A 21,094-nucleotide genomic window follows, 5' to 3' on the forward strand; every position below is an offset into this window, starting at 1 on the left:
GCGGGGATTCTAGCCGTGCGAAGGGTGTGGCCGGAGTGAGTTCCTGCCCGACGGTCGGTCTCTTCGCCACGATCACGTCGTCGCGAGACAATGCCGCCATGAAGACCCTCGATGCCGCAATGCTGTGGACCCCGGACGGCTGGCGTGCCGACGCCGGATTCGATATCGACGACCAGGGCCGCATCCAGGCCCTGCAGGCTGCCGAGCCCACGGCGAGCGCGAGCTGGGTGGTGCCCGGCATCGCCAACCTGCACTCGCATGCCTTCCAGCGCGCGATGGCCGGTATGGCCGAGCGACAGACCAACCCGGAAGACTCCTTCTGGACCTGGCGCGAAACGATGTACCGCTTCGCCGCGCGCTTCACGCCCGAGATCCTGCACGCAGTGGCCACGCAGCTGTATGCCGAAATGCTCGAAGCCGGCTACACCACGGTCTGCGAGTTCCATTACCTGCACCACGCGCCCGACGGCCGCCCGTACGACGACCCCGCCGCCATGTCGCGCGCGCTGATTGCCGCCGCCCATGAGGCGGGCATCCGCCTCACGCTGCTGCCCGTGCTCTACATGACCGGCGGTTTCGACGGTCGTCCGTTGGGTGAACGCCAGCGTCGCTTCGGCCATGACGTGGATTCGTACCTGGCCCTGATCGACATGCTCTGCGAGGACGTCAGCCCCACGCTGCATGTGGGCTGCGCGTTGCACAGCCTGCGCGCCGTGCCGCCGGATGCGATGCGTGCCGTGCTCAATGCGCTGCCGCCGGCGATGCCGGTGCACATCCATATCGCCGAGCAGGTGGGCGAAGTGCAGGACTGCGTGGCGATCCGCAACGCGCGTCCGGTCGAGTGGTTGCTGGGCAATGCGGCGGTCGATTCGCGCTGGACGCTGGTGCATGCCACGCATCTCACACCGGCCGAAACGCGCGGCATCGCGCGAAGCGAGGCGACCGTGGCCATCTGCCCGACCACGGAAGCCAACCTCGGCGATGGGCTGTTCCCGTTGCGCGATTACCTGGATGCAGGCGGCCGCTGGGGCGTGGGTTCGGACTCGCACATCTCGGTGTCGCCGGTGGAGGAACTGCGCTGGCTGGAATACGGCCAGCGACTGTCCACGCGTCATCGCAACATCGCCGTGCGCGCGGATTCGCCCAGCGTTGGCGAGACGCTGCTGCGCGATGTCGCACGCAGCGCCCGGCAGTCCAGCGGGCATGCGATGGGCACGTTCGCGCCGGGCGAGTTCGCCGACGCCGTCGTGCTCGACACCGATGCACCGCAGCTGTTCGGCCTGGCGCCACACGACGCCATCGACCGCTGGATCTTCAGCGGCAACCGCAACCTGGTGCGCGATGTGTACGTGGGAGGACGGCGCGTCGTCGAAGGCGGACATCACGTGCAACGCGCCGCGATCGCCGCGCGCTACCGGGCGGCCATCGCGAAACTGATGGCCGAGTGAGGTTCAGCCGAACAGGTCGACCGCGCGCGGCAGTGCGCCTTCCATCGTCAGCAGGAATTCCTTGGTCGGCAGGCCGCCGCCGAAACCGGTGAGGCTGCCGTCGCTGCCGATCACGCGGTGGCACGGCAACACCAGCGGCAACGGGTTGCGCCCGTTCGCCGCGCCCACTGCGCGCACCGCCGTCGGACGCCCCACGCGGTGCGCGAGCTGCGAATAACTGATCGTCTCGCCGTACGGAATGTCCGCCAGCGTGCGCCAGACGTGCTGCTGGAACGGCGTGCCGCGCGGCGCCAGCGGCAGGTCGAAATCGCGGCGCGTGCCGGCGAAATACTCGTCCAGTTGCCGTGCGGTGCGGTGCAGCGTGTCGTGCTCGCCTTTGCGCCAGTCCTCGCCTCGCCGCATGGGATGGCGTGGCGTGTGGAACTCGATCAGGTGCAGGCCATCCTCGCTTGCCGCCAGCAACAGCGGGCCGACCGGACTGGGCACGTGCGTGTAGACGATCATGGTGTGGCGGCCGCGTTCGTGCGGACTCGGGCTGTGCGCGTGGAACGGGTGCGTTGCAAGGCCGGTTTCGCCACCGCCGCGGGCAATGCGGCGGCATCACGCCACAGGTGGATCACCGCATAGCCGCGCCACGGCCGCCACGCCTCGGCGCGCGCGCCCAGCGCCTTCGCGGTGAGGCGAGAACCGTCCGCAGGCAGGGATTTCTGCAGCACCAGGTCTTCGGCAGGAAACGCATCGGGATGCCCGAGCGCGCGAAGCGCGATGTACTGCGCCGTCCACGGGCCGATGCCGGGCAGCGCGACCCAGCGCGCCACCATGTCGTCCAGCGTGCGATCGGCATGGAAATCCACGCGTCCCTCCAGCAGCGCACGCGCGACGCCGCGCACCGTCTCCGCACGCGAACGGATCAGGCCCACCGTGACCAGGTCCGCCTCCACCAGGTCCTCGGGCGTGGGGAACAGATGCTCCAGTCCCGGCGCGAACGGTTGCGGCAACTTTCGTCCGAACCGCTGCGCCAGACGCGATGCCAGCGTGCGTGCCGCGGCCACGCTGACCTGCTGGCCGATGATGGCGCGCACCGCGATCTCGAACCCGTCCCAACCACTGGGAAGCCGCAGGCCCGGGCGTTGCGCGACGAGCGGCGCCAGGCGTGGGTCTACCGATAATGCGTCGGCGATGGCCTGCGGATCGGCATCCAGATCGAACATGCGGCGCAGGCGCTGCACGATCTCCAGCAACCTCGTCGGCGCGGCACCGTGCACCTCCAGCTTCAGCGCGTGCTCACCGTTCGGCCAGGCGCTCACGCGCAGCCAACCGGGTCGCTCGATCGGTCCGGTCACGCGCGCGTAGCTGTGCTCGTCGACCACTTCCACACCGGGAAGCGCGCGACCGCGCAGGAAGTCGAGCATCGCGGCGAAGTCGTACGGCGGACGATACCCCAGACGCAGCGTAAGACCTTCGCTGGAGGTCGACGGCGGCAGCTCGCGGTTGCGGCGCAGGTCGCGCGGCGCCATGCGGTACGCGTTGCGGAAGGCATCGTTGAAACGACGCAGGCTGCCGAATCCCGACGCCAGCGCGACCTCGGTGATGGGCAACGCGGTTTCGGTCAGCAGTTGCTTGGCGAACAGCAGACGGCGGGTGCCGTGCACGCCGATGGGTGCGACACCGACGCGCTGCACGAACAATCGTCGCAACTGGCGCTCGCCCAGGCCGACCCGCGCGGCCAGTACGGACAGCGGCTGGTCGGCCAGCGCGCCGTCGTCGATCAACTTGAGCGCTCGCGCCACCGCTGCGTCGCCGCGACGCCAGCTGCCATCGTCCGGCGACAGTTCGGGCCGACAGCGCAGGCACGGGCGATAGCCGGCGGCTTCGGCGGCCGCGGCGTGGCGGAAATACTCCACGCGCTTGGCGGCCGGTGCCGGGCAGACGGGTCGGCAGTAGATGCGCGTGCTGAACACGGCGGTGAAGAACAGGCCGTCGAAGCGCGGATCGCGCGTGAGGCGTGCCTGCTCGCACACCTGCCAGGCGGGCAACGCGTCGCTGTGCGTGGAAGCGGGGGTGTTCATGGGGGCAGGCTAGCACCGGCCAATCGCGCGGACTCGCCGGATCCGGACATCGTCATGGACACCGCGCGGCGCGGCCGCCGCAGGGTCAGCGCGGGTCGCGCAACGCCGGCAGCAGCGGTGTCACGTCGCCATCGTTCGGTGCGGGGCGCACGCCCAGCAGTCGCGCCAGCAGCGGGTAGACATCGACGTTGTCGAATGCCGGCAGATGCGTGCCCGGTTCGAACGACGGGCCGCGCGCGACGAACAGTGCTCGCATCGACGGCAGCGCGGGATCGAAACCGTGCGAGCCGCGCGTGTCATCGGCCGGGCGGCGCGCCAGCTTCTCCGGATACAGCGCGTCCCAGCCTTCGTCCATCTGGCAGACGATGGGCGGCACGCGCGGGTTGCGGCCGTAGTGCCATCGCGACGGCAATTCGCCGCGCCGCCAGCATTCGTGGTGCGCATGGCGACCGAGCAGGCGCTGTTCGGCATCGACCTCGCGCCCGGGGCGGGGCAGGAAACCGACCGATTGGCCGTCCGACACCGCCACGGCGATCGAAGGATCGACCATCGCTTCCACGCCGATCGCATGACCGGGGCCGACGGTGGCCATGCCGTGGTCCGACACGACGATCAGATCGACACGGTCGAGCAATCCTCGTGCGGCCAGCCCGTCGTAGAGGCGCCCGATCGCCGCGTCCATGTCGGCCAGCGTGCGCGTGACCTGCACCGATTCGGGGCCATGGTCGTGGCCGGCCTTGTCGAGCTGTTCGAAGTACAGCGACAGCATCGCCGGGCGCTGCGAGGGCGGGGCGTCCAGCCAGCGCAGCACGTCGTCCACGCGCTGCGACGGTGGCACGGTCTCCTGGTAGGGCTCCCACTGGCTGGGGCGCACACCGCCGATCGCCGCCGAACTTCCCGGCCAGGCCCAGCTCGCGCTGCGGATGCCGTGCTTCTCGGCGGTGACCCAGATCGGTTCGCCGCCCCACCATCGGCCATCGTCGACGGCTTTGCGGTCGGCCACCGCGAAGCCACCGATGTCGGCGTCGGTCATGCGGTTGTGGATCACGCCGTGGTGGTCGGGCCGCAGGCCGGTGACCAGCGTGTAGTGGTTCGGAAAGGTCAGCGACGGGTACGAGGGCACCATGCCGTCGGCACGCACGCCCTCACGGGCGATGCGGTACAGCCGTGGCGTGCGCTCCTGCGAAAGATAGTCGGCGCGGAAGGCATCGATGGAGACCAGCACGACGGCGTCGGCCCGCATCCTTGCGACCGCGGGCGTGGCGGCACGCGGCGGGGCGGAGGCGGAACAGGCGGCGACAGCGAGACAGGCGGCGAGGGCCGCAGCGCGTGGGAAGGGCATCGCGCGATGATAACGAGGGAAATGTTTCGCCATGACTTTAGTCGCTGGTGCGCCGTTGCGACCTTGCCAATAGTGGCCGCAGCCCAACCGCCATCCGGAGCGCGCCATGAAGTGGACCGTGCCATCGAGCCTTGCCCTGCTGCTCGTTTCCTTCGCCGGCACGGCTGGCGCGCAGCAGAAGCCGGCGGCACCCGAGCCCGCGCGGATGAGCGCGGTCGAATGCGAGGTGTGGGCGCGCGAGCTCAGCTTCGCCCGTTCCGTGGCGCAGCACGATGCGGCGGCCTTCGCCTCGCACGTCGAGGCCGATGCCGCATTCGGCGCCAGCCAGCCCCAGCCGACGCGCGGGCGCGACACCATCGCCAAACGCTGGACCGGCATCATCGAAGGCAAGCGCTTCAACCTGGAGTGGTACCCCACGCGCACCACGATCGGCGGGGTCGGCGACGTGGCCTGGTCGAGCGGGCCGTCGCTGTTCGAGGACCTGGATCCGAACACCACGCAGCGTTACCGCATCGGCGCGTTCCATTCCGTCTGGCACCGCGGCAGCGATGGCGTGTGGCGCGTGCTGTTCGATGACGGCGTCGATCCGAAGCCCGTCACCGAGGCCGAAGCGGCAGCGTTCCGCGCCGGGCGCCAGGAACGCTGTCCACAAGCCTGACGATGGCCTAAATGCGGCCAGTCGCGTCACGGCCGGTTGTCGGTCGTCGGCGTATGGTGCAGATACGGCACCGATGCCGTCCTTTTCCTGGTGATGCCATGAACCGCATGACCCGCAACCGCACCCCGATCGCGCTGTGCCTGACCATCCTGCTCGGCGCGATGGCGTTCGGCGCATCCGCCCAGCAGGCCGCCGCGCCCGCGCAGGCGCCGGTCGACACGCCGGCCGATGCGCAGGCGCAGCCCGCCTCCGACCAGAAGCAGGCGCGCGTGGACGATTCGCACTGCCTCCGGCAGACCGGCAGCCGCATCCGTACGACCGACCGCACCGGCAAGGCCGATTGCAGGAACGTCGGGCGCGCGTACGACCGCGACCAGCTCGACCGCACCGGCCGCGTCAACCTGGCCGACGCGCTGCGCAGCGTCGATCCGTCGATCCATTAGGCGATGAATGTTCGCCTCGCCCTGCTGGCCGGCGCGCTGGTCGCGTTCGCGCCGGTGGCGTGGGCGCAGCAAGCCAACACGCTGCAGCCGCCGCGCGCGGCGCCCGTGCCCGCATCGCCCGCTAAGGTGGACCAGTCGCGTGACGCCGGTTCTCTGGAAAAACTGAACCGCGACCTCGACGCGGCCAGTCGTCGCGTGCAGAGCGACACCCTGGGCGGGCAGATCCAGCGCGGCGACGACCAGATGGATGCCGACCGCGCACGCATCGAGCGTCAGCGCGCCGGCGCCACACCTGCAGAACAGGCGCGCCTGCGACAGCAGTACGACCTGCGCCGCGCCGAGCACGACGCCTGGCGTTCGGGAAAGGAACAGCAGCAGCAACGCCTGGAAACACCGACGCTGCCGCCGCCTCCGCCGCCGAACGAAGTCAGGACGCCGCAGATCGAACCGCGGCCCTGACCGCACTCAGGCCGGCGCGCACAGCCCGGTCAGCAACCGCTGCAGCGACGCCTCGTAATGGCGGCGGAACGCGGCTTCGTCGAGATTGAACCGACCCGCGCGGTACAGCGCGATCAACCCGTGCGTGTGCGCCCACAGCGTCATCGCCACGTCCCACACGTCGTCCTGGCGCAGCACGCCGGCGTGCATCGCGTCCTGCACCGCATCGGCCACCACGTTGAGCGTGGGCGAGCGGCGTGCGTGGAAATCGTCGGGAAACCGGCGCGCATCGCTGCGCGGCGTCGAGAACGCGTGATCGAACAGATGCGGATGCGCCAAGGCGTAGTCCAGGTAGATGCGCTGCACCGCGATCAGCCGTTCGAGCACGTCGCCGCCACGGCCGCGCGCGTCCCAGTGACGCACGATCGCATCGAAACTGTCGTCGCCGATGCGCTTGAGCAGCGCCTCGCGGTTGGGGAAGTGGCGATAGATCGCCATCGGCGACAGGCCCACCGTCGCGGCGACGCGCCGCATGGTCACGCCAGACGCGCCCTCGCGTTCGAACAGGCTGCGCGCGGCGCGCAGGATGCGATCGGCGGTGGCGGAACGCGGGCTCATGTGTACAGCGTAAACAAAAGCGTCGCCGCGCGCCGCAAACAGCCCTCCAGACCCTGCTTGCACGACCTCCGGCGCCGCCACCGACGTTTCGCGGCGCGATAATTCCGGTGAACGTTCTCCCGTGCGCGCCTTCGCGCCGACCCTGTCGATGGAGTTGCCGATGTCCACCCGCAAAGACCCGTCCCGCGTCATCCGTGCCCCGCGCGGAAGCGAAAAGACCTGCAAGTCGTGGCTGACCGAAGCCGCGTACCGGATGATCCAGAACAACCTGGACGCCGAGGTCGCGGAGAACCCGACCGAGCTGGTCGTCTACGGCGGCATCGGCCGCGCCGCGCGCGACTGGGAAAGCTTCGACGCCATCCTCAAGTCGCTGCGCGAACTGGACGACAACGAAACGCTGCTGGTGCAGTCCGGCAAACCGGTCGGCATCTTCCCCACGCATCCGGATGCGCCGCGCGTGCTGCTGGCCAATTCCAACCTCGTCCCGCACTGGGCGACGTGGGAACACTTCAACGAACTCGATAAAAAGGGTCTGATGATGTACGGCCAGATGACGGCCGGCTCGTGGATCTACATCGGTTCGCAGGGCATCGTGCAGGGCACGTACGAGACCTTCGTCGAGATGGGCCGCCAGCACTACGGTGGCGATCTGAAGGGCAAGTGGATCCTCACCGCCGGCCTGGGTGGCATGGGCGGCGCGCAGCCGCTGGCTGCGTCGCTGGCCGGGGCGTGCTCGCTCAACATCGAATGCCAGCAGAGCCGCATCGACATGCGCCTGCGCACGCGCTACGTGGACGAACAGGCGAAGGATCTCGACGACGCGCTCGCCCGCATCGAGAAGTACACCGCCGCTGGCGAGGCGAAGTCGATCGCGCTGCTCGGCAACGCCGCGGACGTCCTGCCGGAACTGGTGCGACGTGGCGTGCGTCCGGATGCGGTGACCGACCAGACCTCCGCGCACGACCCGGTGCATGGCTACCTGCCGATCGGCTGGACGGTGGAGCAGTGGCAGCGCATGCAGACCGAGGACCCCGGCCGCGTGCGCGATGCCGCCAAGAAGTCGATGCGCGTGCACGTGGAAGCGATGCTCGCCTTCGAGGACATGGGCATCCCCGTGTTCGACTACGGCAACAACATCCGTCAGATGGCGAGGGACGAAGGCTGCGAGAACGCCTTCGACTTCCCGGGCTTCGTGCCGGCCTACGTGCGTCCGCTGTTCTGCCGCGGCGTCGGTCCGTTCCGCTGGGTCGCGCTGAGCGGCGATCCGGAGGACATCTACAAGACCGACGCGAAGGTGAAGGAACTCATTCCGGACGATGAGCACCTGCACCGCTGGCTCGACATGGCGAAGGAGCGCATCAGCTTCCAGGGCCTTCCGGCGCGCATCTGCTGGGTGGGCCTGGGCCTGCGCCACAAGCTGGGCCTGGCGTTCAACGAGATGGTGCGCAACGGCGAGCTGAAGGCGCCGGTCGTGATCGGCCGCGACCATCTGGACAGCGGCAGCGTGGCTTCGCCCAACCGCGAGACCGAAGCGATGAAGGACGGCAGCGACGCCGTCAGCGACTGGCCGCTGCTCAACGCCATGCTCAACGTTGCCGGCGGCGCGACGTGGGTGTCGCTGCACCACGGTGGTGGCGTCGGCATGGGTTATTCGCAGCATTCCGGCGTGGTCATTGTCTGCGACGGCAGCGAGGAAGCCGACAAGCGCTTGGCGCGTGTGCTTTGGAACGACCCGGGCACCGGCGTCATGCGCCATGCCGATGCGGGTTACGACATTGCCAGGCAATGCGCGAAGGAGCAGGGGCTGAAGCTGCCCATGGTTTGATTTCTTTTGTTATTTTCGACAGGTCGTGCGCCCGTACGACCTGTCCACTTTTCGGGGGGAAAGGATGCGAGATCGAAAAGGATGGCCGTGGCGTGCGGTCGTGTGCTTGCTGGGGATGTCGATGACGTGGCAGGCCGTGGCCGGCCATGCGTCCACGCCCCCATCGGAGCCCCAACCAGAACCTGAAGTCATCCGCGCGGCCGCGTTGATTGATGGCTGGGAAGGGGACGGCGGCCATCTGGAAAGCGCGCGTGCCGAACTCGATGCGGCGCTGAAGCGCAATCCGAAGTCGGCGACCGCATACCGCGAGTACGCACGCTATTACCTCGTTAGTGAACCTGATATCAGCGGACAGCCTGTGCTCGGGTCGCTGGATGCGGCACTGATGTCGGTCGATCGTGCGATCGAACTGGCCCCTGGATTCGCCAGAGCCTATGTACTACGCGGCCATGTGCTGACGTTGATGGGGCAGCTCGATCAGGCCGACGCTGCGCTCGCCAAGGCCGATGCCATCGGTACCGGCGACCCTTGGCTGGCGCTCAATCGGGCGCGCCTGCGCATGCGCCAGGGCAAGTTGATCGAAGCGTCCGAACTTTGTCGCGACGTGTCCGGCCGCAGCCAGGTGCGCCGGATACGGCTCTCTGCGGACGAGTGCCTGGTCGATTTCTACGAGGCGACTGGCCAGTTCCAACGCATGGACGATACCTACCGGCACATGCTGACGTATGCATCCGACAACGCTTGGATGCGCGGCAACTACTCCGGCTATCTGCTGTGTGCGAAAAACGATGAGTCCGGGGCAGTGAGGGAAGCCCGCGCTGCCTTGTCCATCATGGACTACGGCAATGCCCGGTTCCGTCTGGCGTCGGCCTTGTACCGCAGCTGGGCGACGCAGTGGGAGGCGGGCCATCAGGAGCAGGCCCAACCGTTGTTGGACGAAGCGCGTGGGCTGGTCGATGCCCCGCCCGCGCAGGTCGTTGCTGCCTCGTGCGGCGGAAAGAAGGTGGTGGCGGTTCTTCGCGCCTTGTACCGGAGCGGTCAGTTGGAACCGCAACCAGCGATCAATGCCATCGCGCTGGCCGCGACCCGCCGCGACGGTGTCCCCGGCGTGTTCGAAGTGCTGGTGCGCGGCACGGGCAGCGACGAGAAGTTCGTGTACGCCAACACCATGGCCGACTACCGTGACCCGGCGAGCCTGACGATCCGTTTCACCAATGAAGCCGCACAGGCGCTGGCCAAGCCGCGTGGAGGCATGGCTCGTGAACTGCTCATGGACAAGCGGTTGGTTGTGGCCGGCTTCGTGCGCAGAGAGCGCATCGACCTCCTGCGCGAGGGGCGACCAACTGGGCGCTACTACTACCAGACGCATCTGTGGGTGACCGATGCGGCACAGGTGCTGGACCTGGGCACGGGCGGCTGAAGCTGCCGATGCTGTAGACCTCGGCCGATCCGAGTGCGCTTCCTTCTCCCCTTGCGGGAGAAGGTGGCGCGAAGCGCCGGAAGAGGGGCGCCCAGTGCATTTCAGCGTTCACGTGCTGCGCGCGGTCCCTCATCCGCCCTTCGGGCACCTTCTCCCGCAAGGGGAGAAGGGGGCACAGCATCAGAATCCGTTTCGGCGGCAACCAAACCGGGGCGCTAGGATCTTCCCCGTCGCCCCGGACCGGGAGTCTTCGTCGATGCGTCGCAGGGAATTCATCCATGCGCTGGCTGCCTCGTCTTTTGCGCTGACGCTGCCAGCCTGGGCTCGTACCGCAAGTAGGTCCCGGGCCAAACCCGGGCAGGTGATGACCGTGCGTGGCCCCGTCGATGCGCGCCAACTCGGCATCACGCTCACCCATGAGCATCTGTTCGCCGACCTGCGTCCGTTCGCGGAGCAGGAGAAGACGCCACTGCCGCCCGACATCGATGCGGTGGTCGAGGTGGTGCTGCCGTATCTGCAGGCCATCCGCCGGTTGGGATGCCGTTCGCTCGTCGACTGCACGGCCACGACGCTGGGACGACATCCCGCGCTGATCCGTCGCCTGTCCGAAGCCAGCGACCTGCACATGCTCACCGTGACGGGCGCGTACCTGGCCGCGGGCGGCCGCTTCATTCCGTCGTACGTGCGCGATGAAACGGACGAACAACTGGCCGCGCGCTGGATCGGCGAGTGGAACGACGGCATCGACGGTACCGGCGTACGGCCGGGGCTGATCAAGCTCGGCATCGAGGGCGATCCGCTCACCGACCTGGAGCGCAAGGTGCTGCACGCGGCCGCGCGGACGCACCTGGCTTCGGGCCTGGTCATCGCCGTCCACACAGGCCCCTGGTCCGACGTGGAACCCGGACGCAACGCGCGATGCGCCCTGGCGCAGCTTCAGTTGCTGGAAGCTGCGGGCGTGGACGCATCGGCATGGATCTGGGTGCACGCGCAGAACGAAACGCAGGGCAGTCAGCACGTGCTCGCCGCGCGGCGTGGTGGCTGGGTGTCGTTCGACGGGTATCGGCCCGGACAGGAAGACGCCTACATCGCCATGATCGACCGCATGCGCCAGGCGAAGCTGCTCGACCGCGTGCTCGTCTCGCAGGACGCCGGCTGGTACAACGCGGGGCAGCCGCGCGGCGGTGAGATCAAACCCTACGCACCGATCTTCACCACGCTGTTGCCGGCCCTGCGCAGGCACGGCCTGGGCGAGGAGGAAATCCGTACGCTCTTCACCGACAACCCGGCGCGCGCCTTCGCGGTGCGGGTGAGGGGGCGCGCGGCGTCCTGACGTCGCAGCGGGCGATGTGTCCGCTTCGGCTCCGGTCCGTCGTTCTCATGGCGACGGTTCCGGAGGTCAGGCGATGGCGGTTTCCTCGAATGCAGGCGCGATGCGCCGTCCCGGCCTGTGGGGCACGGGCAGTGCGATATGGACAGCGGCCCTGCTGGCGCTGGCGGTGGTCGGGTTCTGGCCGAGTTACGTGCGCCGCTTCGGCGAGGTCGACGCGGTCACCCACCTGCATGCGGCGTTGATGCTGTCATGGTTCGGCATGCTGTTCGCGCAGCCGTGGCTGGTACGCACACGCCGCATGGCACTGCACCGCTCGCTGGGCAAAGTCTCCTACGTGCTGGTGCCGATGATCGTGTTCACCTGCCTGTGGTTGTCGCGCATCCGCATGGGCGCTGCGACACCGCAGAGCATCGGCATGCAGAGCTTCATCCTCTACCTGGGTGTCGCCGCGTCGGCGATCCTGTTGCTGTCGTGGGCGCTGGCCATCGTCCACCGTCGCGACACCGCCTTGCACGCACGCTACATGGCAGGCACCGCGTTGACGCTGATCGACCCGGCGCTCGCGCGCCTGCTGATCGCGACGGTGCCCAGCCTGGGCCCGCTGATCACCTGGGTCAGCTACGGTGTGCTGTTCCTGATCCTGGGCGTGCTGATCTGGCGTGATCGTGGCCGCCACGGGCAGCGTGCGTTCGTCGTGCTGACGGCGGTGTTCGCACTCAACTTCGTGCTGATCAACGTGGTGCCGCGCACGGCGGCGTGGCAGGAATTCGCGCGCTGGTGGGGTGGATTGCCGACCGCCTGAGAAGGCTCGGCACGATTGCGCTTGCGAACCCGCGGCACGTCTGGCAAAACGACGGAAAGCCAGCGAAGGGGACGCCATGGACGGTCGACGGGCAACGTGCGCATTCGTACTGGTCGTGGCGGTGGCTGCTGCCACGCTGACATGCCCAAGTGTTCGTGCCGGCTCGGAATCCGGGCGGAAACTGGACGATGTCCAGGCCCTGGTCGAAGCGCGGCAGCAAGCGGTGGACGCCGAACTGAAGCAACTTGGACCGCATGCCTGGGCTGGCGAGTACTACGAAGGTGACGGCCTTGGAAGCAACACCACGCTGTCGTTGGCGCCGCGATCTGGCGTGGCCGCAACGTTGAGGGGCTGCCTGGGCCTGTACAGAGCCAATCTGGGCTCCATCGAGTCGGCCTCCCAGGGCCTTCTGCGTTTTCGCTTCGATGTGCCGCGCGATGCCGGGACATTGGGTTTTCCCGAGGAGCTCCAGCTCGTGCGGTGGGGAGCACGGCGCTACCTGATTGCACCCTCGTCGATGCAGGACTTCGTGAATGCGATGCACGGCGGGTCCGAGCCCCGCATCACCGCGTACGGCAGGTTCCTGCTGGCCAAGGGTGACGAGGGCAAGCCGGTGCAAGGGCTGCCCGGGTTGCCCGAGCGCTACCTGGCCGCGATTCGCAGCGAACCGCTGGAGGCTGGTGTGCTCAGGGTCGAGCGCGTCTCGGCAGCCCGCCATGGGGAGTTCTGTGAGAAGCGCTACCGGATCACCCTCAATCGGGGGGCATTGGACGGACTGGCGGCCGGCGTGGAGCTGACCACGCGATCGCCCGACGATGTGTACGAAAGGCTCAGGGTCGACGTCGCGGACGACGTCACCGCGAGCGGTGAGCTGACGATCCATGAAGACGAATGCGATGCACCGGCGGAAGTGCCGGATCGCCGTTGGGTGTTCACCACCGGTCACTACACGCCGATAGCGGACACGCCTTAGCGCCGGCCCCCGGCGCCGCATGATCGCTGCGGTCGCCACTCCGGATGTCGAATTGGCACCCTCCGGTTCGTCGGGTAGGTGAAGGGCGCAACCGCCTTCACTCGCTTTACCATCGACCCACGAACGGACGGAAGCCTTCGATGAATGCAGACCCCAACCGCGCGCTGGCAGACGGTGCAGCTGCGATAGCGCAGGCCCCGCGCTCCCTCTGGTCCGAACTGCGCGAAGCCATCCGCGGCACGAATGCCGACTACACGAAGATCCCGTTGCGCCGCGCGGTGTTCCTGCTCGCGGTGCCGATGGTGCTGGAGCTGGTGCTGGAATCCACCTTCGCAGTGGTCGACATCTTCTTCGTTGCCAAGCTCGGCCCGTCTGCGGTGGCCACGGTGGGGCTGACGGAAACCTATCTGTTCCTGCTGTACTCCATCGCCATGGGGCTTGCGATGGCGGTGACGGCCGTGGTCGCGCGGCGCATCGGCGAGAACAAGCGCGAGGAGGCCGCGGTGACCGCGGTGCAGGCGATGCTGATCGCGCTGCTGGTGTCGTTGCCGTTCGCGGTGATCGGCATCGTCTTCGCGCAGGACCTGTTGCGGCTGATGGGCGCCGACGCCTGGAGCATCGAGCACGGCTACCGCTACACGCAGTGGATGCTCGGCGGCAACGCGGTGATCATGCTGTTGTTCGTCATCAACGCCATCTTCCGCGGTGCGGGCGACGCGGCCATCGCGATGCGCGTGCTGTGGCTGGCCAACGGACTGAACATCGTGCTGTGCCCGCTGCTGATCTTCGGGCTTGGGCCCATTCCCGCCATGGGCATCGAAGGCGCGGCCGTGGCCACCAACATCGGTCGTGGCGTGGGCGTGCTGTTCCAGCTGTGGGTGCTGTTCCACGGGGGCAAGCACATCCGCGTGGCGCTTTCGCAGCTGGCCTGGCACGGCGCGGTCGCATTCAACATCGTGCGCACTTCGCTGGGCGGCATCGGCCAGATGATCGTGGCGATGACCTCGTGGATATTCCTGATGCGCATCCTGTCCAGCCTGGGCAGCGATGCGGTCGCCGGTGCCACCATCGCCATCCGCATCATGATGTTCACGCTGATGCCAGCCTGGGGCATGTCGAATGCCGCCGCCACGCTGGTCGGACAGAACCTGGGCGCGCAGCAACCCGAGCGCGCGCAGGCGGCCGTGTGGCGCATCGGCTGGTACAACATGGCCTTCACCATGGCGATGTCGGTGGTGTTCTTCCTGTTCCACCACGACCTCATCGCCATCTTCACCAGCGACCCGGAAGTGGTCGAGGTGGGCGGACAGTGGCTGCGGATCCTGTCGTACTCGTACTTCGTGTACGGCTGGTGGATGGTGTCGGTGCAGGCGTTCAACGGCGCCGGCGACACGATGACGCCGACGAAGATCAACGTCGTGTTCTTCTGGCTGATCCAGATCCCGCTGTCGTACGTGCTGGCCATCAGCCTGGGCTGGCGGCATACGGGCGTGTTCTGGGGGGTGTTCGTCTCCGAGACGTCGGTGGGCCTGTTCACGCTGTGGCTGTTCTCGCGCGGCAAGTGGAAGACCGTCCAGGTGTAGCGGTGCTTGACGGATGCGCCGCGGTTGCGTTTGCTTTGGAACTCCCCCGGCAGGCATCTCCGCGATGGTCGATCACGTTCTGGACAACCCCATCTGGGAATCGCTGCGCACCCGCCATCGCGGGATCGCGCGCATGCACGGCGAGGTGGCGCGCTATCCGGCGCAGATCGCGCCGTTCCTGGGCGTGCCGCACGCCGGCGTGGATGTGCGCGAATCGCTGCCGGAGCTGATGGAGCCAGGCGAGACCACGCTGCTGCTTGGCAAGGAGGTCCCGGCCGTGCCGGAAGGGTTCGAAGCGAAGCAGCTGGCGATGCTGGCGCAGATGGTGTGCCTGCAGCCCGTGCCGGAGGTGGACGGGCCGCACATCATCGAGCTGGGCGAGGCGCACCGCGCGGACGTGCTGGAACTCACCGCGCTGGTGTACCCGCATTACTTCCGCCCGTACACGATGCAACTGGGCCGCTATTTCGGCATCTACCAGGACGGGCGGCTGGCCGCGATCATCGGCGAGCGCATGGGCACGGACGACTGGCGCGAGATCAGCGCGGTCTGCACGCATCCGGATTTCCTCGGCCGCAGTTATGCGCGCCGTCTGTTGGCGATGCTGGGCAACGACATCCTCGCGCGAGGGCAAACGCCGTACCTGCATGTCGCACAGGAAAACCAGCGCGCGGTGGACGTCTACCTGCGCGGCGGTTTCACGCTGCGGCGCGAGATCCCGTTCTGGTCCCTGCGCCGCCACGGGTGAACAGGCCCGCTGTCACATCACGGACATGAAACTGCAGCATCGTGGCCCGACCGATGTCACGAGGTCCGGCCCGATGAAGCGTTTCCTGGTTTCCGCCGTGCTGGCGCTGTGCTGCGCGTTGCCGTCGCTGGCGTTGGCGCAGGCGTCCTACGTGCGCATCGAGGACCGCCTCACGCCGGAGCAGTTGCAGTCGGTGGGATTGACGCCGGCGCAACTGGAGCGGCTCAACCAGCTGCTGCGTGAATCGCAGGAGCGGGCGCCCACCGTCGCGCCCGCCACGGCTACCGCAGCGAGCGTCGCCGCACCGCGGGCCGACGCGACGCATGCATCGGTCGCCACGCCGGAACGTGACGATGCCGGTCGCGAAGCCGACCGTTCCTCGCTCATCGGTTTCAACGACGAACCCATCCGCAGCCGTCTCAAGGGATCGGTGAGCGAATGGTCGCCGGGCACCGTGTTCGAGCTGGAGAACGGTCAGCAGTGGAAGGTGCTGAAGGGCCATCTGAAGCTGCCGAAAACGCTGGATGCGCCGGAGATCGTCGTCGTGCCGGGCATCGCGGGGCGCTGGTTCCTGCAGGTCGACGAGAGCATGCCGAAGGCACGCGTCTACCGCATCGACTGAACCATCAGCGTTTGGGGTTGGGCAGTGGCGGCAGCGTGTCCAGGTACGCCCAGATCGCGCGCAGCTCGACGTCCTGCATCTGGCTGTAGGCCTTCCACGGCATCATGCGGTGCAGGTGGCGCCCGTCCGGCCGCTGGCCGGTGCGCATCAGGTGCAGGAAGTCGGTTTCCGTCCATTGCGCAAGGCCCATGGCGTGCGGCGTGAGGTTGGCCGACGGCGGCGTGCCGGGTTCCAGCACGTAACCGCCGGCGAAGTCCGATCCGTGGCAACCGGTGCACACCTGCGCGACGTAACGGCCGTACGCGGCGTTCGCGACCGCGGGCGGCGACCTGCGCGGTCGCGGCGTGTGGTCCACATTCTCGGCCGGGAACAGCGGCAGCTTGCCCAGCAGGTACAGGACGCGGCCCAGCGGTCGCACCTGCGTGCGGCCAGGGTCGCTTTCCACCGCCGGCAGCGTGCGCAGGTAGGCGATGATCGAAGCCACATCGTGGTCGTCGAAACCGGCGTAGTCGCCGGTCGGCATGATCACCAGCGCGGTGCCGTCGGGGCGTACGCCGTGGCGGATGGCCGCGGCCAGCGCGTCGTCGTCATAGGCCGGATCGCGCACCGCGCGCGTCAGGTTGGCCGGCACCACGCGCACCACGTTCGGTGCGTCGACCAGCAGGCGACCCGCGCCGTCGGCGCCGTGGCAGTCGGCGCAGCCGCGCGTGGCGTACAGATGCCGGCCGTGTTCCAGCGATGCGGTCGCGATGGCTTCGCGCAGCGGCGGATCCTGCACGATCCAGGTCTTCGCCATGGCGCGTTCGCTGGCGACGTAACCCGCCACGAACAGTCCCGCCACCGCCACCAGCACCACGACCAGGCCCAGCCCGATCCACTTCGCCAAACGCCGCATGTCCGTCACGCCCTGAGGATGTGACCACCGGATACGGCAAGGACGGGCGCCACAGGACAGCCCGCGGGCAGCGGTTATTCAGGCTGCGCGTCGTCGGCCAGACGGCGGCACAGGCGCGCGGTGTCCTCGTCGACGGGGAAACAGCACTCGATGCGCAGTTCATCGAGGGTGACGTCGCGTGGCGTGCCGAAGGTGGTGATGGTGGAAAAGAAACGCAGGCGCTGTGCATCGCGCCGCAGCACCGTGGTCAGCAGCGGCGTGGGGGCGGCTTCGACATCGCGCAGTCGCCAGCGCGCCGGCACGCCGGGGTAGGCGAGCACTTCGTCCAGCAATCCGCGCGCGACCTCGTCCGACGGCGCGGCGGCCACTTCGCCGTGCAGGTGGCGGATGAGATCGCCCGCCACTTCCTCCCAGTTTTCCACCGCGCCGCGCAGGTCGTCGGGGTCGAAGATCTGCCGGATCATGTTGCCGTGCGCGCTGGGGCGCCCCCGCATCACGAACGCATTCACGCGGGCCGCGGCGGCGTTGGCCATCAACACGTCCCAGTGCCGGTTGAGCACGAAGGCGGGGTAGGGCTCCTGCTGGGCGAGGATGAACTCGATCGCGCGCCGCACCTGCGCCAGCTCGGGCGTGGCCAGTGCGGTTTCGGGATATCGGGGCGCGAAGCCGGCGGCTACCAGCAGCGCGTTGCGCTCGCGCAGCGGCATGTCCAGCGCGTCGGCCAGGCGCGCGATCATCTCGCGGCTGGGCTGCGACTTGCCCGTCTCCACGCAGCTGAGGTGGCGCGGCGACACGTTGGCTTCCAGCGCGAGGTCGAGCTGGCTGAGCCGGCGCACCGCGCGCCATTCGCGCAGCAGGGCGCCGAGTCGGCTCGGGGCGGCGAGGGTGGAGACGGCACGGTCCATGCCGCGAGGATAAGCGCGGCGCTGTCCGGGAACCATGACCTCGCAGGTCATGGTGGCATGACCCGCCGCTTCGTTGAGTCGGTGCCGGCGCAGCTCAATGATCCTCACCGGAATCGGGGAGCGTGTCCCCGACACGGAGACGTCACATGCAACGCAGGCAATTCCTCGGCATGACCGCGGGCGCACTGGCGGCCGGATTCGCCGCACACGTTCCCCTGTTGAATGCGACCGCATCGGCGGCATCGGCGCAGGGAACGCTCGATGCCGCTGCATTCACCTCCGCGCGCCGTTTCGTGCGCACCCGCTTCGGCAACATCGCGGTGGTCGAACGCGGTCGCGGCGAGGCAGCCCTGTTCCTGCACGGTTTCCCGCTCAACGGTTACCAGTGGCGCGGCGCGCTGGAGCGCCTGGCCCCGTACCGGCGCTGCATCGCGCCGGACTTCCTCGGTCTGGGCTACACCGAAGTCGCACCGGGCCAGAGCATGGCGCCGGATGCGCAGGTGGCGATGCTGGCCGAACTGCTGGACCGCCTGTCGGTAGACCGCGTGGACCTGATCGCCAACGACAGCGGCGGACAGGCGGCGCAGTTGTTCCTGGCGACGTATCCCGAACGCGTGCGTTCGATCCTGCTGACCAACTGCGATTCGGAAATCGAATGCCCACCGCCTGCACTGGCACCGGTGATCAAGCTCGCACGCGAAGGACAGTTCGTCGCGCAATGGCTGGCGCCGTGGCTGGCGGACAAGGCGCTGGCGCGTTCGGCCGACGGGCTGGGCGGGCAGACGTTCACGCGTCCGGCCGAACTGGACGACGCGGCCATCGAGATGTACCTGGGGCCGCTGGTGCGCAACGCCGAACGCACCAACGCCTTCGCCATCGCGCTGGACCGCAACTGGCTGGAGGGCATCGGTGCCAGGCTGAAGGCCAGTGCCGCGCCCGCGCGCATCGTCTGGGGCACCGGGGACACGATCTTCTCCGATGCCGGCGCGCGGCACCTGGACGGCAGCTTCGGCCACTCGCGCGGCGTGCGCCGTATCGAGGGCGCGCGGCTGTTCTTCCCCGAGGAATTCCCCGACCTCATCGCCGAGGAAGCCAGGCGCCTGTGGGGCGAGGCCTAGCCCCATCCGACCCGCGTACCGGTCCATGCGACGGCCGGTACGCGAATCCGGGACGCCTTCACATCCGGTTTCACGCCAGATCTGTCACGCTGCGCCCGCCGATTGGGGGCGCAGGAGCGATGCCATGGTGCGGATGGGGCGAGAGGCCGTTCGGAGTTGTGTGCTGTTGTCGATGCTGCTGCTGGCGGCCTGCGGCGGCGGTGGTGGCGGTAGCGACGACCCGGTGCCGGGTACGCCGACGAACCTGCCACCGACCTTCACCTCCAGCGCGTCGGCCACCGTCGCCGAGGACACGTCGGGCGTGTTCTACACCGCGGTGGCGACCGACCCGGAACGCGCCACGGTGACCTACTCGCTGTCCGGTGGCGCCGACCAGGCGCGCTTCCGGATCACGCCACAGGGCGCGCTGTCGTTCTTCTCGCCGCCGGATTTCGAGAATCCGACCGACGTCAACAACGACAACATCTACCTGGTGACCATCGCCGCCACCGACGGCACCCAGACCAGCACGCTGGCGCTGACGGTCACGGTGACCGACGTGACCGGCGCACCGCTGCGCGTGCGTCGTGTGGTCAGCGGGATGAACTTCCCCTTGTTCCTTGCGCCCGTTCCGGACACCACCGGGCGCGTGTTCGTCGTCGAGCGCGGGGGGCGTATCCGCATCGTCGATCCCGCCACCGGCGCGATCGCCGCGACCCCGTTCCTGGATGTCACCGGCCAGCTCGCCCTCGATGGCGAACGCGGGCTGCTCGGCTTCGCGACGGCGCCGGATTTCGCGACCAGCGGGCGCTTCTACGTGTACCTGACGGTCACCGACGGCACGATCGAAGTGCGCCGCTACCAGACGGTCAACAACAATCGCGACCAGGCCGATCCGGCCAGCGGCGATGCGATCCTGCGCATCGCGCATCCGCGCAACAACCACAACGGTGGTTGGCTGGGCTTCGGCAACGACGGTTACCTGTATGTCGGCGTGGGCGACGGCGGCGGTGCCGGCGATCCGGACGAGAACGCGCAGAACCGCAATCGCCTGCTCGGCAAGATGCTGCGCATCGATCCGACCAGCGATGACTTCCCGGCTGATGCGAATCGCGACTACGCCATCCCCGCCAGCAATCCCTTCGCCGTCAGCGGTGGCGCTCCGGAAGTGTGGGCCTACGGCCTGCGCAATCCGTTCCGCAACAGCTTCGACCCGATCACGGGCAACCTGTACATCGGCGACGTGGGCCAGGACAACGTCGAGGAAATCGACCTGATGCGTCCCAGCGACGGCGGCGCCAATTTCGGCTGGCCGATCATGGAAGGCACGCGCGTGTACCTGGGTCCCGCCACCACGCCGGGCCTCACGGCGCCGGTGGCCGAATACGCGCACGGTACCGGTCCGCGCGAGGGCGGATCGGTGACCGGTGGCTTCGTGTATCGCGGTACGCTGGAATCGCTGCGCGGCGAGTACATCTTCGGCGATTTCGTGGTGCCCAACGTGTGGTCGATCACCAGCTCGCGCCTGTTGCCCGGGTCCACCGTGGCTTCTTCGACCTTCCGTCTGCGCAACGCAGACTTCACGCCCAACGCAGGCGCCATCAACAACGTGGTCAGTTTCGGCGTGGACGTGGCGAACAACCTCTACATCGTCGACTTCGACGGCGAGGTGTTCGTCATCGAGCCGGTGCCGGGTGCGGGGCCGACGGCCGCGTCGCTGGCGCCGCAACGCATCGATGCGCAGGCCGCGCAACCGCGTCGTGTGTCGTTCTGGGAGACGCTGCGCGAGTGGGTCGTGCGGCAGGGGCTCTGATCCGATGATCCGATGCGCCGGCATCCAGCCGGCGCATCCTGCGAACGCCACATGACGTGACG

The 21,094-nt window shown here is 68.4% G+C and carries 20 protein-coding genes; 14 read left to right on the plus strand and 6 right to left on the minus strand.

All coding sequences use genetic code 11. The features are described 5' to 3' along the window. Window positions 1-98: 98 nt before the first annotated feature. On the plus strand, window positions 99-1,448 hold the full coding sequence (locus tag QLQ15_RS09485; RefSeq protein WP_283212546.1) for a formimidoylglutamate deiminase: 1,350 nt from the start codon (window positions 99-101) through the stop codon (window positions 1,446-1,448). Between the two features lie 3 nt (window positions 1,449-1,451). Here QLQ15_RS09485 and QLQ15_RS09490 read toward each other — a convergent pair whose 3' ends face one another. From QLQ15_RS09490 to QLQ15_RS09500, 3 genes are all read right to left on the minus strand, one after another. Next, on the minus strand, window positions 1,452-1,952 hold the full coding sequence (locus QLQ15_RS09490) for a methylated-DNA--[protein]-cysteine S-methyltransferase (RefSeq protein WP_283212547.1): 501 nt from the start codon (window positions 1,950-1,952) through the stop codon (window positions 1,452-1,454). Next, complete coding sequence (locus QLQ15_RS09495; protein WP_283212548.1) at window positions 1,949-3,517, minus strand: DNA-3-methyladenine glycosylase 2 family protein; 1,569 nt, start codon at window positions 3,515-3,517, stop codon at window positions 1,949-1,951. The genes QLQ15_RS09490 and QLQ15_RS09495 overlap by 4 nt, the downstream gene beginning before the upstream one ends. An 85-nt stretch (window positions 3,518-3,602) precedes the next feature. Further along, window positions 3,603-4,859 carry an alkaline phosphatase family protein gene (locus QLQ15_RS09500; protein WP_283212549.1) on the minus strand — a complete coding sequence of 419 codons (1,257 nt, stop codon included), beginning with the start codon at window positions 4,857-4,859 and terminating at the stop codon, window positions 3,603-3,605. A 106-nt stretch (window positions 4,860-4,965) separates the two neighbouring features. Here QLQ15_RS09500 and QLQ15_RS09505 point away from each other — a divergent pair, with 106 nt between their 5' ends. From QLQ15_RS09505 to QLQ15_RS09515, 3 genes are all read left to right on the plus strand, one after another. Beyond that, on the plus strand, window positions 4,966-5,517 hold the full coding sequence (locus QLQ15_RS09505; protein WP_283212550.1) for a YybH family protein: 552 nt from the start codon (window positions 4,966-4,968) through the stop codon (window positions 5,515-5,517). A gap of 98 nt (window positions 5,518-5,615) precedes the next feature. Further along, window positions 5,616-5,960, plus strand: coding sequence for a hypothetical protein (locus QLQ15_RS09510; protein ID WP_283212551.1), 345 nt, complete (start codon window positions 5,616-5,618; stop codon window positions 5,958-5,960). Window positions 5,961-5,963: 3 nt separating this feature from the next. Continuing rightward, a complete protein-coding gene (locus QLQ15_RS09515) occupies window positions 5,964-6,419 on the plus strand; it encodes a hypothetical protein (protein WP_283212552.1) in 456 nt (151 codons plus the stop codon). Between the two features lie 6 nt (window positions 6,420-6,425). On the opposite strand, the gene QLQ15_RS09520 is transcribed toward QLQ15_RS09515, so the two are convergent. After that, window positions 6,426-7,016, minus strand: a complete 591-nt coding sequence (locus QLQ15_RS09520) for a TetR/AcrR family transcriptional regulator (protein ID WP_283212553.1) — start codon at window positions 7,014-7,016, stop codon at window positions 6,426-6,428. Window positions 7,017-7,176: 160 nt separating this feature from the next. On the opposite strand from QLQ15_RS09520, the gene hutU reads away from it, so the two are divergent. The 8 genes from hutU (at window position 7,177) to QLQ15_RS09560 (ending at window position 16,322) form a co-directional block, all read left to right on the plus strand. Continuing rightward, entirely contained in the window at window positions 7,177-8,841 is a 1,665-nt protein-coding gene (gene hutU, locus QLQ15_RS09525) for a urocanate hydratase (protein ID WP_432277796.1), read from the plus strand. A 121-nt stretch (window positions 8,842-8,962) separates the two neighbouring features. Further along, complete coding sequence (locus QLQ15_RS09530) at window positions 8,963-10,261, plus strand: tetratricopeptide repeat protein (RefSeq protein WP_283212554.1); 1,299 nt, start codon at window positions 8,963-8,965, stop codon at window positions 10,259-10,261. A gap of 370 nt (window positions 10,262-10,631) precedes the next feature. Beyond that, window positions 10,632-11,594 carry a phosphotriesterase family protein gene (locus tag QLQ15_RS09535; protein ID WP_283212555.1) on the plus strand — a complete coding sequence of 321 codons (963 nt, stop codon included), beginning with the start codon at window positions 10,632-10,634 and terminating at the stop codon, window positions 11,592-11,594. A gap of 73 nt (window positions 11,595-11,667) precedes the next feature. Continuing rightward, the gene (locus QLQ15_RS09540) at window positions 11,668-12,396 is read left to right on the plus strand and encodes a hypothetical protein (protein ID WP_283212556.1); all 729 of its coding nucleotides are present in this window, start codon (window positions 11,668-11,670) and stop codon (window positions 12,394-12,396) included. 76 nt (window positions 12,397-12,472) lie between these two features. Continuing rightward, window positions 12,473-13,369 (plus strand): hypothetical protein, encoded by an 897-nt coding sequence (locus tag QLQ15_RS09545; RefSeq protein WP_283212557.1) that lies wholly within the window; start codon window positions 12,473-12,475, stop codon window positions 13,367-13,369. A 140-nt stretch (window positions 13,370-13,509) separates the two neighbouring features. Beyond that, a complete protein-coding gene (locus tag QLQ15_RS09550; RefSeq protein WP_283212558.1) occupies window positions 13,510-14,952 on the plus strand; it encodes an MATE family efflux transporter in 1,443 nt (480 codons plus the stop codon). A gap of 64 nt (window positions 14,953-15,016) precedes the next feature. After that, complete coding sequence (locus QLQ15_RS09555; RefSeq protein ID WP_283212559.1) at window positions 15,017-15,700, plus strand: GNAT family N-acetyltransferase; 684 nt, start codon at window positions 15,017-15,019, stop codon at window positions 15,698-15,700. A gap of 73 nt (window positions 15,701-15,773) precedes the next feature. Continuing rightward, complete coding sequence (locus QLQ15_RS09560; RefSeq protein ID WP_283212560.1) at window positions 15,774-16,322, plus strand: hypothetical protein; 549 nt, start codon at window positions 15,774-15,776, stop codon at window positions 16,320-16,322. Between the two features lie 4 nt (window positions 16,323-16,326). Here QLQ15_RS09560 and QLQ15_RS09565 read toward each other — a convergent pair whose 3' ends face one another. Continuing rightward, window positions 16,327-17,217, minus strand: a complete 891-nt coding sequence (locus QLQ15_RS09565) for a c-type cytochrome (protein ID WP_283212561.1) — start codon at window positions 17,215-17,217, stop codon at window positions 16,327-16,329. 74 nt (window positions 17,218-17,291) lie between these two features. Then, window positions 17,292-18,122, minus strand: coding sequence for a helix-turn-helix domain-containing protein (locus QLQ15_RS09570; RefSeq protein ID WP_283212562.1), 831 nt, complete (start codon window positions 18,120-18,122; stop codon window positions 17,292-17,294). Window positions 18,123-18,268: 146 nt separating this feature from the next. Here QLQ15_RS09570 and QLQ15_RS09575 point away from each other — a divergent pair, with 146 nt between their 5' ends. Both QLQ15_RS09575 and QLQ15_RS09580 read left to right on the plus strand, forming a co-directional pair. Continuing rightward, entirely contained in the window at window positions 18,269-19,240 is a 972-nt protein-coding gene (locus QLQ15_RS09575; protein WP_283212563.1) for an alpha/beta fold hydrolase, read from the plus strand. Window positions 19,241-19,412: 172 nt separating this feature from the next. Then, window positions 19,413-21,032, plus strand: a complete 1,620-nt coding sequence (locus QLQ15_RS09580) for a PQQ-dependent sugar dehydrogenase (protein WP_283213987.1) — start codon at window positions 19,413-19,415, stop codon at window positions 21,030-21,032. Window positions 21,033-21,094 lie beyond the last annotated feature (62 nt).

This window comes from Lysobacter stagni, assembly GCF_030053425.1.
Lineage (GTDB): Bacteria > Pseudomonadota > Gammaproteobacteria > Xanthomonadales > Xanthomonadaceae > Lysobacter_J > Lysobacter_J stagni.

Coding starts and splice junctions, on each gene's coding strand:
- QLQ15_RS09505 (WP_283212550.1), top strand. CDS start 4,966: ATGAAGTGGACCGTGCCATCGAGCCTTGCCCTGCTGCTCGTTTCCTTC.
- QLQ15_RS09485 (WP_283212546.1), top strand. CDS start 99: ATGAAGACCCTCGATGCCGCAATGCTGTGGACCCCGGACGGCTGGCGT.
- QLQ15_RS09510 (WP_283212551.1), top strand. CDS start 5,616: ATGAACCGCATGACCCGCAACCGCACCCCGATCGCGCTGTGCCTGACC.
- QLQ15_RS09500 (WP_283212549.1), bottom strand. CDS start 4,859: ATGCCCTTCCCACGCGCTGCGGCCCTCGCCGCCTGTCTCGCTGTCGCC.
- QLQ15_RS09560 (WP_283212560.1), top strand. CDS start 15,774: ATGAAGCGTTTCCTGGTTTCCGCCGTGCTGGCGCTGTGCTGCGCGTTG.
- QLQ15_RS09555 (WP_283212559.1), top strand. CDS start 15,017: ATGGTCGATCACGTTCTGGACAACCCCATCTGGGAATCGCTGCGCACC.
- QLQ15_RS09575 (WP_283212563.1), top strand. CDS start 18,269: ATGCAACGCAGGCAATTCCTCGGCATGACCGCGGGCGCACTGGCGGCC.
- QLQ15_RS09550 (WP_283212558.1), top strand. CDS start 13,510: ATGAATGCAGACCCCAACCGCGCGCTGGCAGACGGTGCAGCTGCGATA.
- QLQ15_RS09530 (WP_283212554.1), top strand. CDS start 8,963: ATGACGTGGCAGGCCGTGGCCGGCCATGCGTCCACGCCCCCATCGGAG.
- QLQ15_RS09545 (WP_283212557.1), top strand. CDS start 12,473: ATGGACGGTCGACGGGCAACGTGCGCATTCGTACTGGTCGTGGCGGTG.
- QLQ15_RS09565 (WP_283212561.1), bottom strand. CDS start 17,217: ATGCGGCGTTTGGCGAAGTGGATCGGGCTGGGCCTGGTCGTGGTGCTG.
- QLQ15_RS09520 (WP_283212553.1), bottom strand. CDS start 7,016: ATGAGCCCGCGTTCCGCCACCGCCGATCGCATCCTGCGCGCCGCGCGC.
- QLQ15_RS09495 (WP_283212548.1), bottom strand. CDS start 3,517: ATGAACACCCCCGCTTCCACGCACAGCGACGCGTTGCCCGCCTGGCAG.
- QLQ15_RS09580 (WP_283213987.1), top strand. CDS start 19,413: ATGCTGCTGCTGGCGGCCTGCGGCGGCGGTGGTGGCGGTAGCGACGAC.
- QLQ15_RS09515 (WP_283212552.1), top strand. CDS start 5,964: ATGAATGTTCGCCTCGCCCTGCTGGCCGGCGCGCTGGTCGCGTTCGCG.
- hutU (WP_432277796.1), top strand. CDS start 7,177: ATGTCCACCCGCAAAGACCCGTCCCGCGTCATCCGTGCCCCGCGCGGA.
- QLQ15_RS09570 (WP_283212562.1), bottom strand. CDS start 18,122: ATGGACCGTGCCGTCTCCACCCTCGCCGCCCCGAGCCGACTCGGCGCC.
- QLQ15_RS09490 (WP_283212547.1), bottom strand. CDS start 1,952: ATGATCGTCTACACGCACGTGCCCAGTCCGGTCGGCCCGCTGTTGCTG.
- QLQ15_RS09540 (WP_283212556.1), top strand. CDS start 11,668: ATGGCGGTTTCCTCGAATGCAGGCGCGATGCGCCGTCCCGGCCTGTGG.